The organism is Heliomarina sp. (assembly GCF_052826185.1).
In genome coordinates this window covers 1-13,283 of the sequence record NZ_JBRBUI010000037.1, presented here as the reverse complement: position 1 = coordinate 13,283, position 13,283 = coordinate 1, and the positions used below count along the sequence as shown (strand labels likewise).

The following is a 13,283-nucleotide window of genomic DNA, read 5'->3' as shown; positions in this document are numbered from 1 at the left end:
GGACCCTGACCACCGCAATCGCCCGCCCCGCTGCGCGAGATGAAAGCTCCGCGCGCCGGGCGATTGCTCAACCTGCGCCAACCGGCGTAAACACTAACCGGGCTCCGGTCGTGGCTGGATGAAAGTTCAGTGGCAGGTCACTGTCCACAGCTATGATGCGGACTGGTTCCAGGAAGCGCTGAAAGACAAGGGGTTACGCGCCTGCATACCGGGTTGGAAGCAACGCAGGACGATCGTGACATACGACAAGCGCCGCTACAAACGGCGCAATCGGATTGAGATCATGTTCGGCAGGCTCAAGGATTGGCGGCGCGTGACGACCCGATACGACAGGTGCCCAAAGGTCTTCCTCGCCGCAACCGTCATCTATTGGCTATGAGTCCTGACCCTGGACGCGGCTTCGGTTCAATTCAATCTCGTCCACCCATACGGTCAGGGGGCGGTCGATCATCGACTCCAGCCGACGAATATTGTCAAGATAGATATCCACCACATCTGACGGTAGTTCCTTATAATACATAGTGTTGTCTACTTCGATTGGCTTGTAGAGCAGCTTCTGCATCATCGCGCTATTTTTGAGCATGCCAAGCATGCTATGCAATCCCATTGACCGCATATGACCGGCTATCCACTTGCCGAGTTTCCCAATCACACCAATCCGGGCCTTGGAGGCCACACGAACCTTCCTGTCGATTGCCTGATAGTCAAAATACTCGACACCAAGAAAGTCGGTCACCCGACGGGCGAGTGCACGCGGATCTTCCAGAAGGTCATCATATAGGAAAACCAAAACATTCTCGCGCGGAAAATGCTCATAGACATGCCCCAGATCGTCTGCGTAACGCCCTTCGGCGAAAATTCCCCGCTTCTTTCCTACATGCGCTTTTAGGGACGGCTCCACAAGTCCGTGGCGTGCACCGTAAAGGTAGGTCGAAATCACCCTGTCTATCGGTTGGCGCAGACTGCAGATCAGTTTCACATCTGGATAATCCGCGGCAATTCGCGAAATGGCATCGGCATTGTGCAGATAGTCATGGCAAATTTCGCCTGCGACTTGGCCGGGCTTTGCTTGCGCGAAACATCTTTCGTACCAGTCAGTGCCACGATCATAGAACTCATTGAAAAAATAAATGTCTTTCGCGGTTGGGACAAAGATTCCGGGATGCTTCAGGAAGTAGTTATGTAGCCAAGACGACCCAGACTTGCTTGCCCCGACAAAAATGAAATCCGGTTTTTTCATTTTCCTAATGCCCGCGCAGTTTTCTTCAGACCAAGGCAGAGTTGCGGAGGCAGCAGGCAGGCGCCGTAATACCAGAGCCTCGTGCGTCCTGAGATTTCAAAGGTTTTAAACAACGCCGGCAGGCTTTTCCAGTTGACGAGATTCTCGGACCGGCGCGACAAGATCCAAAAAGGGCTGTCATACTGGAAGGTCACCTCGCTCTTGTTAGCGCGATATTCGTCGAGCGTACATTTTCCGTGGCTCTTACAAGATAGCTCGATCATGCGCCACCATCCGTGGATCACATCGAACATCTGGTGCGACCAGCTCGTAACCCGAATATCTCCAGCACGGTTCAGTACCACCGGGTTTCCCCACCATCTGATCTTAGTGTCGTTGGCGAGGAGTATATTCAGGGCTGCGCCTACATGGTTGAACCAAGTTCCCAAGAAGGCTGGATCACGATATTGCCGGTAGGCCGAGCTGCGAAACGCAACCGAGCCCAGAAATCCGAGCTTCGTCCCACGATCAAAAAGGAAGCGCCGCCGCCCTTCTAGGCTGTCAAGATTAGGTGTATTGCCAAGATTGATTACATGGTCCTTCTGCATGCTCAGATCGCTGTAGATATAGCTATACTCGACGATGGTCAGATCCGCATCGATCTCGGCCAATGAGGCGAGAAACGCAATGAAATTAGGTACGTTTAGGCGATCGTCATCACCCACAGCCATGACGAACTCTGTGTTTGCCGAAGATAAGCAGCGGTCGATGTTGCGATCAATTCCCAGATTTTCGGTGTTTCGTGATATCTGGAGATCTCTCAGCTTGCATTCGGCATAGACCCGGGTGGCCTCATAGGCCCGTTCGGGACCTTTATCACTGATGATGATGACCGCAAACTTAGACTGCTTTTGAGCCTCGTGCAGATCGTCAATAAGCTGACAAACTTCTTCGACCCGTTTGTATGCGGGCACCACTATCGTCAGGTTCGTAGTGATATCGTCACTCATAGAGCCGCTCATTCTGTTGAATATTATAACAGCAGGCGTTTAAGATATTTTCCATAGGCAGTCTTTCTGTATACCTCGGCGTATTCGTTTAGTGTCTCGTCTGAAATCCAGCCTTGGGTCCAAGCAATTTCTTCAGGGCAGCCAACCTGCTGACCCTGACGCTCGGATAGGGTGCGTACGAAGTTGCCTGCATCCAGAAGCGAGGCATGGGTGCCAGTGTCAAGCCAAGCATAACCCCGCCCCATCAATTGCACGTCCAGACTGCCCTCCTTAAGGTAAGTTTCCAGTAGTGACACGATTTCCAGTTCCCCACGCGGAGAAGGCGTGATGCTGTGTGCGCGGGCGGAAGCTTCGCCATCTAGGAAATAGAGCCCAGTGACCGCATAATGCGAAGGCGGTACCTTGGGTTTCTCGATGATCTCTTTGGCGATACCCTGCTCGTCAAATGCCACAACGCCATAGCGCTCCGGGTCTGAAACGCGGTAACCAAAGACTGATCCGCCGGTCTCGCGGGCATTGGCCGAGGCCAGCAGGTTGGGTAAAGACGCGCCGTAGAAGATGTTGTCGCCTAACACCATTGCTGAGGGGGTTTCGTTTAGGAAGTGTTCGGCCAGCAGGTAGGCTTGTGCAAGACCGTCCGGAGACGGCTGCGTGATCCACGTGAATTCCATGCCCCATTGGCTGCCATCCTTGAGCAAGCGGCGGAACTGTTCCCGATCATGCGGGGTGGTGATGATCGCCACTTCCCGCACTCCAGCCAGCATCAGCACCGACAGAGGGTAGTAGATCATTGGCTTGTCGTAGACTGGCATCATCTGTTTGGAGACGCCGATGGTGATCGGATAAAGGCGTGTTCCGGAACCTCCGGCGAGAATGATGCCTTTGCGTTTGGTCATATCAGAGCGCTCCCAGGCACGATGGTCAAATAAGATGTCGGTCCCCGCTTCTCGGGGATCTCAGGCCAAGGCCTGCAGTTCGGCCAGAACCGTCTTTAAGTCGTCGCGCCAGTCCGGCCGCACGATGCCGAGATTGGACAGACTGCTGCAATCCAAGCGGGAGTTCGCAGGGCGTTTCGCTAAGGTCGGATAATCCGAAGAAGGGATGTCGATCACCTCGACCGGTCGTTCGGCCAAGGCAAAGATCTTGCGGGCGAAATCGGCCCAGCTGACATCGGGTGCGCCCGCAAAATGATAGGTTCCCGAAACGCTCGCATTGGCTTGGAGGGAGGTGACCGCTTGCAGGCAGGCGGCGGCGATCGGACCCGCTGCGGTCGGGCCGCCGATTTGGTCGGCCACGACGGTTAGCCTGTCGCGGGTCTCGCTCAGGCGCAACATTGTCCTGACAAAATTGCTGCCCTGCGCCGAGAACACCCAAGAAGTCCGCAGGATCACATAAGGCGCTCCAACTGCAGCCACCTTGGTTTCTCCCACCAGTTTCGATCGCCCATAAGCCCCTAGCGGGGCGGTAGGATGATCGGGTGGGAAAGGGGTCGCGCCGGTGCCGTCAAAAACGTAATCGGTCGAGATATGTACCATCGGGATATCCAGCTCAGCGCAGGCTCGCGCCATGGCACCGGGCGCCTCACCATTGACCGTGGTTGCAAGGTCCTCTTCGCTTTCGGCCTTATCGACTGCGGTATAGGCGGCGGCATTGATCACCGCCGTCGGTCGGTGTTCGAGTATGCGCGCAGCACAGGCCGCAGGATCCCTCAGGTCCGCCTGATCGCGCCCGAGAAGGATCGCGTCGGGCGCGCGGCTCGCCAGTTCGCAAGCAACTTGGCCAGCCTTGCCGAAGATCAGCACACTCATGCTTTTGTCCCTAAGCGCTGACCGACGCCGTGGCGTTGCTGCAGTGGACGCCACCAGCTTTCGTTATCGAGATACCATTGCACGGTGCGGGTCAATCCTTCCTCGACGGTGACCGATGGCCGCCACCCTAGTTCAGTGCGAATTCGGCTTGAATCTATCGCATAGCGGGCATCATGGCCGGGACGGTCGGTCACGAAGGTGATCTGATCGGCGTAGGAGCCGCTTGCCTTAGGGCGCTTTTCGTCGAGGATGGCGCAGAGCGTCTTCACGAGTTCGAGATTGGTGCGTTCGTTTCCACCGCCTATGTTGTAAGACCGGCCCAGTTTGCCCTTTTTGACTACCAGAAGCAGTGCATCTGCATGATCTTCGACAAACAGCCAGTCGCGTATGTTGCTTCCATCACCGTAGATCGGCAGCGATTTGCCAGAGATAGCGTTCAGGATAACCACCGGAATGAGCTTTTCCGGAAAATGATACGGACCGTAATTGTTCGAACAATTGGTTAGAACTACCGGCAGGCCATAGGTTTCGTGCCAAGCGCGGACCAGATGATCGGAACTGGCCTTCGAGGCCGAATAGGGAGACCGCGGATCATAGGGCGTGTCCTCGGTGAACATCACTGACTTGTCGCCGGGCAAAGATCCAAAGACCTCGTCGGTCGAGATATGGTGAAAGCGAAAGCTTTCCGGCTTGCCGGCGTCGGTCCAGTATTTACGTGCTGCTTCCAACATGTTGTATGTGCCAGTGATGTTGGTCTCGATGAAGTCCCCGGGCCCGTCGATCGACCGGTCCACGTGGCTTTCGGCGGCTAGGTGCATTATCGCGTCTGGCTTTCGGGTGGCAAGTACCGCATCTAGTGCCGCACGGTCGCGGATGTCGGCTTGCTCAAAGGTGTATTTAGGGCTGTCTGCGAACATCGCCACGTTGTCGAGGCAAGCCGCATAGGTTAGCGCATCGAGGTTAATCACTTGGTGCCCGCGAGACATCGCCAACCGGATCACCGCTGAGCCAATGAAACCAGCTCCTCCAGTTACAAGCAGTTTCATTCCTGAACCTTCTCGAAGATGAAGGGATTGTCAAAATCCTTGAGTGTTTGGGCCGCTTCGTCTTTGGCAGACAGAACGGGTGGCACTCCTGTTTCCGGCCATGCGATGGCAATGTCGGGATCGTTCCAGACAACTGCGCCATCACAGTCGGGCGCATAGAAATCCGAACACTTGTAGACAATCTCAGTGTTGTCGACGAGCGTCATAAACCCGTGCAGAAATCCTACCGGGATCAGCAGCTGTTTACCGTTTTCGAAGCTCAGCTCTGTACCGTACCACTGACCGTAAGTCGGGCTGCCTTTGCGGATATCCACGGCCACGTCGAACAGCGCGCCACGTCCGCAGCGCACTAGCTTGGCCTGGGCATGCGGAGGTATCTGAAAGTGCAAACCACGAATGGTTCCCTTGGCTGCGGACAGCGAATGGTTGTCTTGTACGAAAGAGGTGGTGATGCCGTGATTTTCAAAAATCTTTGCGTTGTAACTCTCGCTGAAGAAGCCTCGGTGATCACCGAAGCGCTTGGGCGCGATCTCGTACACTCCTAGGAGCGGTGTGCTCAAAAACTCTGTCATTTTCCTACCCGTGGAAAAAGTGGCCGCGACCTAAATCAGTTGACAGATACCGGTCTTAGCTCCTCTTTAAAAGCCTAGTGGCTCGAAAAATATCAGATTTTTTTGTGCTGCCGCATTCTATTGCTTTAGAGGCTGACTGGCGTAGACTTCAGGAGCGCCTTGGCCAGAAGATTTTGTGCGTACTACTTCAGGCCATGCCAGCCCTGCGTTCCGCAAAAATGGCGACAGGCTTTTCGGAAAGCTTCTTGAAGTCCGCTCCACCGCGGCGGCGATGTCTTCTTCTGGAATATACAGTAGTTCCGCCCATGGAAGGAAGTAACTTGCTCAGTGAGTTGCTGCCGTCGCCAGCCTTGTCGAGCACGCCACTGACATGGGCTCGTAGAACTGTATCGAACCAGCATCATGTCGGCAGACATGTATCTTGGTTAATGATCAAAACATATTCCTAAGGATTTCGGGCAAGAGGGTGATCTGATCGATTAAGAGAAAAACACAAACCGTCACCCGGGCCAAATCGTGTGACCGAGTTATTTTGAATTACACGAACACATTATCGAAGTCCGAATCCTAAAAAGCATGATTATTACTAGCTTTGGCGCTCTTGAAGAACTGCTGTAGGAGATTCCATTTTTAGCATGGATGTAGAGTACAGTATCATGCTCTTCTTGTCCCGCCCCTAGCACCGTCGACCGTAGCCCTCTTGAAATTACCCCTAAACTGTTGCCATTCATAATATCCGCGGCGCCATAAAGTTAGCGAAAAGCGTCACGATACTACGGGGATATTCACATCAGGTCACAAGCGACCCTTATCTCCCGGTGGGGATTACCACGACAAGGGCTGTTTTCATGATCAGCCCCAGATCGCGCCGCAAAGACATGCTCTTGACGTAGTCCACGTCCAGCTGGACGCGTTCCTCGTAGGAGATGTCGTTGCGGCCCGACACCTGCCACAGGCCGGTCACGCCCGGCTTGACCGAGGTGTAGATCGGGCGGTGGATGCCGTACTTGTGCATTTCAAGACGCACGACCGGACGCGGGCCGACAAAGCTCATGTCGCCCTTCAGCACGTTCCAGATCTGCGGCAGCTCGTCCAGCGAGGTCCGGCGCAGGAAGCGCCCGACGCCGGTGATGCGCGGATCGTTTTCCAGCTTGTGGTCGCGGGCCCATTCGGCCGCGGCCTCGGGGTTGTTGGCCAGGTGCTCGCGCAGCCGGGTTTCGGCGTCCAGGACCATGGTCCGGATCTTCCAGCACTTGAAGACCTTGCCGTTCTTGCCGATGCGGCGGTGGCCGAAGAAAAGCTTCGATCCCTCGCCCGACGCCGTCATGATCACCGCCACGACACCCACCACGATCAGCGCGAAAGGCGCGATCAGAAGGGCGAGGACGATGTCGGTGATCCGCTTGCCGATGATCTTGTATAGGTTGCGCGGCGTAAGGGCGCGCGCCGTGGAAACTCTGAAATGCTCGCCTGTCGCTGTGTACTCGCGCACGGAATAATCCTCGCCTTTGGTCGGAATGTTCGACCCGTTTTATCTCGATCTTCTTCTTTGAACTACGTAACGAAGTTAACATGCTCTTAACAGTCAACCACCCCGGTGCAAATGAATTGGACGGTTGACCCGGGGAGAACGGCACTTTTTTGGGCAGAATTCTGCCGTGTGACGCGTAAACCGCATCATGTCGTCTGTGCAGCCGCAGCAATATTTCTGCGGCTGCGTGATTCGCCGGTGGCGATCGCGCGAATCAACCCTGGGGTGTGCGGCCTTCGAACTGGTCCATGAGGATTTCCAGCATGTCGTAATAGGCGCGCCGGTCCGCCTTGCACATCGCCCGGAACCGGTCGAGCACGTGGCGCGGACCTTTCAGATTGAGCTGCCCGTCGGTCGCCGCTTCACGTGACGGGAAATGCGAGACCGCGTCGATGGCACGCCGCGTCTCGGCGGCGGAGGGTATGTGACGCGCCGCGACGGGGGCCTCTGCCGGGCGGGATTTGCGGCGCGGTGCCTCGGCCGGCACGGTTTCCGTCACCGCCTCCCCCTGCCCTTCCGGGTCCTGCATGTCCGCCTGTCCGGCGGCCCCGGGATTTTCCCCCGTGCGGCTGCCGCCACTCTCCCCAGACTTGCGGCTTGTGCCGCTTTCCTGGCTTTTGCGGCTCCCGCCGCGGGGCGCAAAATCGTCCAGGTCGTCGAAGCTGGGCATCGCCAGCGCCGCGCGGGTGCCCCCGGCCGGTTCGCCGCTCATGCTGCCCTGCCCTTCTCGGCGGCGTCGCGGATCGCGCGTAGCCGGGAGATGACCTCGGTGCGGAAGGCCTCGATGTTCTCCAGCGCCTTGTCGAGGCCGTTGACGTATTTCGGCGACATGCCCGCCACCGTGCCGCCCATCGAGAACATCGCCGCGAAGGCGTCGCGCTCGTGGATCTCGGTCTCGAAGCAGTCGATGTGGGCGTTGCCGCGGAACTGCGCCGCGATGTGCCGCGCGGTGCGCGACTTCACCGCCGCCCGGCTCTGGGTGAACAGCACCGAGTACGGGATCTTGCGCCGCGTCGCCTTCATGTCGCGGTGGATCTCCTGGATCACGTCGAGCGCGGCCAGCGCGTCCTGCTGCTGCTCCTTCATCGGGATCACCACGAGGTCCGACTGCGAGATCGCATAGCTCATCAGCCGCGAGGCGGTGCCCTCGAGGTCGATGATGACGAAGGGATCGCGGGCGGCGGCCTCCTCGATCTCGTCGAGGATGGTCTTCTCGCTGTCGTTGGTGACGACGCTCAGCGTGTCGGGGCGGCCGGGCTTCTCGGCCCAGGTGGTGATCGGGTGCCGGGGGTCGGCGTCGATCAGGGTGGTGGGGCGATGGGCGGCAAGGGCCTGGGCCAGCAGAAGCGCGCTTGTCGTCTTCCCGCTGCCGCCCTTGGAATTGGCGAATGCGATCACCGGCATGGGTGGGTGTCCTGTCATGTCTCGGGCCGCATGGCGCGGACCCGGTGTTGCTGCTCTCCCGCCGTGGCGGGCCTTTGTCTCCGCGTTGCCGCGGGTGGCCTCTCCGGGCCCTGTGGATAACCTTAGCATAGGTTAGGCTACCCTACCAAGGGGAACCTTGGGCTATCTTCAGGTACCTTTTGATAGCCTACCATACCATACCATACCATACCATACCATACCATAGCGTTTGATATCCAAGGGAAGCCCCGGATAGCCACCGGTACCCTGTTGCGGGGGAGATGCCCGGGACGGCGGCGCGGCGTTTGCCCGGTACCCTATGGTACCGCAGGATAGCCCGCATCCCGATCCCCCGTGTTGCCGGTGTCTGGCGGCAGGACGGACGGCACGCGGCAGCCGGTCCATGCTGGGCCCGCGCCCGGCAACACAGGCGGGTACCCCGTGGTAGCCTACCGTACCCCCCGGCACCCCGTCTTAACCTTTCCGACGCAACGTCACGCGCCGCGCCCCCTCCGCCCGGGGGCAAAGGTTAACAACCGGCCGGAAAGACCCCCCTTACCGGCCGGGACTCACCTTAACGGGCGCGAAACGGCGTTCATCTTTGTGCAGGGCCTTGTGGCGGGGCAGGGCGCCGCCCCCCGGATCTTGCGGCGCACGGCGCGTTCATCCCGGCGCACGCCGCGTTAAGGCGGCAATCCGGGGCCCCGCGGACCCCGATTAATGAATGCCGCGCACGGTTTGCACCCCCGTCACACCCCCGGCGGATTGCCTTGGTCGCGGTCGGCCGGTGGAGACAGGGACACCGCCTCGCAGATGTCGCGCAGGGCGGAGCGCAGCCCCTCCTCCAGCGTCGGATGATAGAAGGGCTGGTCCAGCAAATCGCCCGCCGTGGCGCCGGTGGCCATCGACCAGGCCAGCAGGTGGCCCAGGTGATCGGCCCCGGGGCAGAACAGGTCCGCGCCGCGGATCCGCCCCTCTCGATCCGCGTAAAGCTTTGCCAGACCTGTGTTTTCTCCGTCCACGCTGGCGCGCCCCTGGTCGGTGTAATCGGCGTGGCCGGTTATGGGGCCGGTGATCCGGTCGCCGTTCTCGCCCGGGGCCTCGCCCACCGAGACCAGCGGCGGCTCCGTGTAGGTGACGGTAAAGGCCACCTTGCGCGCCGAGCGCTGCGTGTCGGGAAAGGCCACGGCGTTGCGCCCGGCGATAGCCCCCTCGTCCGAAGCCTCGTGCAGCACCGGCCTGAGCCCGTTCACGTCGCCCGCCATGAAGATCGGCGCATCGCCACATTGCAGCGTGTTTTCATCCACTTGCGGCATCCCGTGATCGTCGAGCTCCAGCCCCGCGGCCTCCAGCTCCAGCCCCTTCACGTTCGGCGGCCGCCCAGTGGCGACAAGCACCCGCTCAAACCAGGCCGACTTGCCGTCCCAGTCGATGCGCACCCCGCCGTCCTCGGCCCGGGGCTCGGGCGTCACGCCGAGGTGCAGCTCCATCTCCTCTGCCATGGCGTCCTTCAGCGCTGCGTGCACCGCGTCGTCGCGCACCCCGGCCAGCCGCTCCTCCATGTCGAAGAGCGCCACGGTGACCCCCAGCCGGGCCATGGCCTGCGCCAGTTCCAGCCCGATCACCCCGCCGCCGATCACCGCCAGCCGGCGCGGCAGGTCCTGCAGTTCGAAGACCGTCTCGTTGGTCAGCTCCACCTCGCCAAGTGCCTGATACGGCTCGGGAACCATGGGCGAGGAGCCGGTGGCGATCACCACCGCGCGGGCCTCCACCCGGCGGCCGTCGTCCAGCTCCAGCGTGGCGGGGCCGGTGAAACGCGCCCGCGCCTTCACCCGCGTGCCCTCCGGCAGGTTGTCGAACCCCTCGCGTACCGAGGCGGCAAAGCGGTCCCGTTCGGCGCGCAGCCGCGTCATGACCGCCGGGCCGTCGACCCGGACCTCACCCGTGTGCACGCCGAACAGCGCGGTGTTGCGCGCCCGGTGCGCCGCGCGGGCCGCGGCAATCAGCAGTTTCGAGGGCATGCAGCCCACCGTCGCGCAGGTGGTGCCGTTGAAGGCCGGATCGATCAGCAGCGTCCGCGCGCCCTGCCTGCGGGCGCTGCGCTCTGCCGCAAGCCCAGCCGTTCCGGCGCCGATCACCGCCACGTCACACGTCAAGTCTGTCATGAATGCCCCCTTGGTCAGCTAGGCCAACGGGGCAGGGGGGTGGGGGGTTCCGACAAACCGCCGCCAGCAGCGGCCTGTACACGCCCATGCCGGGGCAGGGCGGCGTCAGCCGGCCTCAGGCACGGTAGTAATCGCGGTACCAGTCGATGAAGCGCTTCACGCCCTCGCGCATGTCGGTTTCCGGACGGTAGCCGGTCAGCCGCTCCAGCAGCCCCGCATCCGCCCATGTGGCGGGCACGTCGCCGGGCTGCATGTCCATCATGTTGCGCGTGGCGGTCATCCCCAGCGCGTCCTCGATGGCCGCGATGAAATCCGTCAGCCGCTCCGACCGGGAATTGCCGATGTTCACCACCCGGTAGGGGGCCACGGGGCTGAGGCTGTCGCCCTCCGGCACCAGGCCGTCCTCCGGGCGCTCCGGCACCGCCTCCGTCATCAGGAGCCGGATGGCCCGCACGAGATCCTCGACATAGGTGAAGTCGCGGAACATGTCGCCGTGGTTGTAGACGTCGATCGGATCGCCGTTCAGCGTCGCCTTCACGAACTTGAAGAGCGCCATGTCCGGCCGTCCCCAGGGCCCGTAGACGGTGAAGAAGCGGAACATGGTGGTCGGGAGCCCGTGCAGGTGGGCATAGGCATGGCCCATCGCCTCCGTCGCCTTCTTGGTGGCGGCGTAGATCGTCATCGGCGTGTCGGCCTTGTCGGTTTCGGCGAAGGGCATACTTGTGTTGGCGCCGTAGACCGAGGAGGTCGAGGCCATCATCAGGTGCCCGACCTGGTGGCGCAGCGCGCCCTCCATCACGTTGAAGGTGCCGGTGACGTTGGCGTCGACGTAGGCCCTTGGGTTTTCAAGAGAATACCGCACCCCGGCCTGACCCGCGAGATGCACGACCACGTCCGGCCCGAAGGCGTCCATGGCGGCGTCCAGCGCGCCTTGGTCCTCCAGCATGGCCTCGGTGGCGGAGAAGCCGGGGGACTGCATCAGCATGGCGTGGCGGCGCTGCTTGAGCGTGACGTCGTAGTAGTCCGTCATGCCGTCGAAGCCCGCCACCACGTGACCCTCGTCCAGCAGCAGCCGGGCGAGGTGGTAGCCGATGAATCCGGCGGTGCCGGTGATGAAGATGCGCATGGGCCGGGCCTCCTTAAATAGTGCTTGGCCCGCATTCGGCGTGAACGCAAGATTAAGGATAGGCATGTGGAACCGGAAGCAACGAACTCGAAGGATCCGGGCCTAGTTGGAGGCGCGGACTATTCATTTCTGCAAAAAAAAGACATTGCAATCTCTCTTGGACTTCTCACACAAAAACTTGTGCAGAGCCCAGGTGTTCATGTCGAAAGTGTGGGGGTCGATACAGGACAGGTGTGCGTGCAGTGCACGCAGGCGTTCGATGTTCATGGTATCCTCCGACGGATATGGTTTTTTAAACCCGAGATCAGGACCTTGGATCAGGATCGCGGACCTTGGATCGCGGATCAGGATCCGGCTCGGGTTCGAGGCGGTTTAGACCAGTGGTGGCGTGCGGGGGAACCCGCATTTCCGTAAATAGCCTGAGGGCGGTAGCAGGGGCCTCAAGCAAAAAGTGTTAAGTCCCCGAGGATCATTTCATTTCTCTAAATAAAATAACATTTACGAAAATTAACTAAAAACTAGACTACTGAAATTTCTTTTGGGGACTTAACAGTTCTCTCTTCTATTCTCTCTTCTCTCTCTCTTTCTCTCTTCTTCTTGGAAAAGGGGAAAGAGAGAAAGAGAGAGAGAGAATAGAGGAAAAAACAGAGTTAAATCAAAGGCTTACGAGCGTTTAACGTAAATGCAAAAAAGAGGATGTGTCAGCTAACCAGCTGTCTTCCTTGGCCTTTTCCTCGATCCTGCAAAACGGCCGGCGGGAGCCCTACTCCTGGCCAAATCCCGCCCGCAGTACACCCTCAGGTTGTGTCAAGCGGAGATTACTCGCATAGTTGAACGATTGAACAATTGTTTTGCACCCCAGATTGCACACGCGCAGGGAGAGACGAGAGGGACGCAATGCACGCATCCGGGGTGCAAAACGCCCATCACCGCTCCACGAGAGCGGTCACGAGAACGAGCGCGACGAAGAACACGCCGCAAACGATTGCTGCTGACATTGGTTTCCTACCTGTCTTTGGGTTTCGAACCCGAACCAGAAGCGGGGGCGGGGGCAGGGGCAGGCGCCGGGGCGGCCTCAGTGCCAGGTTCTGGATCAGGTTCGGGATGGGATTAGCGCCGGGTCTCGCCGCACGCCTTGCGAAGCCGATACTCGATCAGCTCGAAGAAAAGATCGGGATCCATGGGGTCTCCTAGAATATTCTAGAACATTCTAGATCATTCTAGAATATTCTAGATCGGCCCCGTCGGACCCCGGGTTAGACCCGGGATCGTCTGGGGAGGATGCACCTGGCCGGGTGCTCGGTTAGCGACCGTCGGTCGCAAAGCGGGAAGAGATTTCCGGACGGCGGGTCCGCTTGGAGCGCGGGCTGTGCATGGCCGCGGTGAAAGGATCGGGTTCGGG

Annotated in this window: 11 protein-coding genes and 1 pseudogene; 1 reads left to right on the top strand and 11 read right to left on the bottom strand. The window is 59.7% G+C overall.

Going from position 1 to position 13,283, the window contains the following annotated elements:
* Nucleotides 1–148: 148 nt before the first annotated feature.
* Nucleotides 149–379 (top strand): annotated as a pseudogene (locus ACU0FH_RS11710) (transposase); the annotation flags it as partial.
* Here the strand turns inward: ACU0FH_RS11710 and ACU0FH_RS11705 are convergent.
* The 11 genes from ACU0FH_RS11705 to ACU0FH_RS11655 all read right to left on the bottom strand — a co-directional run bounded on the left by ACU0FH_RS11705 (nt 374) and on the right by ACU0FH_RS11655 (nt 11,881).
* Nucleotides 374–1,240 (bottom strand): sulfotransferase family protein, encoded by an 867-nt coding sequence (locus ACU0FH_RS11705; protein ID WP_446194792.1) that lies wholly within the window; start codon nt 1,238–1,240, stop codon nt 374–376. The pseudogene ACU0FH_RS11710 and the gene ACU0FH_RS11705 sit on opposite strands and share 6 nt — an antisense overlap.
* Nucleotides 1,237–2,229 carry a glycosyltransferase gene (locus tag ACU0FH_RS11700; RefSeq protein ID WP_446194791.1) on the bottom strand — a complete coding sequence of 331 codons (993 nt, stop codon included), beginning with the start codon at nt 2,227–2,229 and terminating at the stop codon, nt 1,237–1,239. The genes ACU0FH_RS11705 and ACU0FH_RS11700 overlap by 4 nt, the downstream gene beginning before the upstream one ends.
* 23 nt (nt 2,230–2,252) lie before the next feature.
* Nucleotides 2,253–3,125 (bottom strand): glucose-1-phosphate thymidylyltransferase RfbA, encoded by an 873-nt coding sequence (gene rfbA / locus ACU0FH_RS11695; protein WP_446194790.1) that lies wholly within the window; start codon nt 3,123–3,125, stop codon nt 2,253–2,255.
* Between the two features lie 60 nt (nt 3,126–3,185).
* The gene (gene rfbD, locus ACU0FH_RS11690) at nt 3,186–4,037 is read right to left on the bottom strand and encodes a dTDP-4-dehydrorhamnose reductase (RefSeq protein ID WP_446194789.1); all 852 of its coding nucleotides are present in this window, start codon (nt 4,035–4,037) and stop codon (nt 3,186–3,188) included.
* Complete coding sequence (rfbB, locus tag ACU0FH_RS11685; protein WP_446194788.1) at nt 4,034–5,083, bottom strand: dTDP-glucose 4,6-dehydratase; 1,050 nt, start codon at nt 5,081–5,083, stop codon at nt 4,034–4,036. The genes rfbD and rfbB overlap by 4 nt, the downstream gene beginning before the upstream one ends.
* Entirely contained in the window at nt 5,080–5,655 is a 576-nt protein-coding gene (rfbC, locus tag ACU0FH_RS11680; RefSeq protein WP_446194787.1) for a dTDP-4-dehydrorhamnose 3,5-epimerase, read from the bottom strand. Before rfbC ends, rfbB begins: the two co-directional genes overlap by 4 nt.
* An 808-nt stretch (nt 5,656–6,463) precedes the next feature.
* Nucleotides 6,464–7,147, bottom strand: coding sequence for a sugar transferase (locus ACU0FH_RS11675; protein WP_446194786.1), 684 nt, complete (start codon nt 7,145–7,147; stop codon nt 6,464–6,466).
* A 253-nt stretch (nt 7,148–7,400) separates the two neighbouring features.
* Nucleotides 7,401–7,898, bottom strand: a complete 498-nt coding sequence (locus tag ACU0FH_RS11670) for a hypothetical protein (protein WP_446194785.1) — start codon at nt 7,896–7,898, stop codon at nt 7,401–7,403.
* Complete coding sequence (locus ACU0FH_RS11665; RefSeq protein WP_100931599.1) at nt 7,895–8,590, bottom strand: ParA family protein; 696 nt, start codon at nt 8,588–8,590, stop codon at nt 7,895–7,897. The genes ACU0FH_RS11670 and ACU0FH_RS11665 overlap by 4 nt, the downstream gene beginning before the upstream one ends.
* Nucleotides 8,591–9,339: 749 nt before the next feature.
* Nucleotides 9,340–10,755, bottom strand: a complete 1,416-nt coding sequence (locus ACU0FH_RS11660; RefSeq protein ID WP_446194784.1) for a dihydrolipoyl dehydrogenase — start codon at nt 10,753–10,755, stop codon at nt 9,340–9,342.
* A 115-nt stretch (nt 10,756–10,870) separates the two neighbouring features.
* Nucleotides 10,871–11,881, bottom strand: a complete 1,011-nt coding sequence (locus ACU0FH_RS11655; RefSeq protein ID WP_446194783.1) for an NAD-dependent epimerase/dehydratase family protein — start codon at nt 11,879–11,881, stop codon at nt 10,871–10,873.
* Nucleotides 11,882–13,283 lie beyond the last annotated feature (1,402 nt).

Coding starts and splice junctions, on each gene's coding strand:
- ACU0FH_RS11655 (WP_446194783.1), bottom strand. CDS start 11,881: ATGCGCATCTTCATCACCGGCACCGCCGGATTCATCGGCTACCACCTC.
- rfbB (WP_446194788.1), bottom strand. CDS start 5,083: ATGAAACTGCTTGTAACTGGAGGAGCTGGTTTCATTGGCTCAGCGGTG.
- ACU0FH_RS11670 (WP_446194785.1), bottom strand. CDS start 7,898: ATGAGCGGCGAACCGGCCGGGGGCACCCGCGCGGCGCTGGCGATGCCC.
- rfbD (WP_446194789.1), bottom strand. CDS start 4,037: ATGAGTGTGCTGATCTTCGGCAAGGCTGGCCAAGTTGCTTGCGAACTG.
- ACU0FH_RS11700 (WP_446194791.1), bottom strand. CDS start 2,229: ATGAGTGACGATATCACTACGAACCTGACGATAGTGGTGCCCGCATAC.
- rfbA (WP_446194790.1), bottom strand. CDS start 3,125: ATGACCAAACGCAAAGGCATCATTCTCGCCGGAGGTTCCGGAACACGC.
- ACU0FH_RS11660 (WP_446194784.1), bottom strand. CDS start 10,755: ATGACAGACTTGACGTGTGACGTGGCGGTGATCGGCGCCGGAACGGCT.
- ACU0FH_RS11705 (WP_446194792.1), bottom strand. CDS start 1,240: ATGAAAAAACCGGATTTCATTTTTGTCGGGGCAAGCAAGTCTGGGTCG.
- ACU0FH_RS11665 (WP_100931599.1), bottom strand. CDS start 8,590: ATGCCGGTGATCGCATTCGCCAATTCCAAGGGCGGCAGCGGGAAGACG.
- rfbC (WP_446194787.1), bottom strand. CDS start 5,655: ATGACAGAGTTTTTGAGCACACCGCTCCTAGGAGTGTACGAGATCGCG.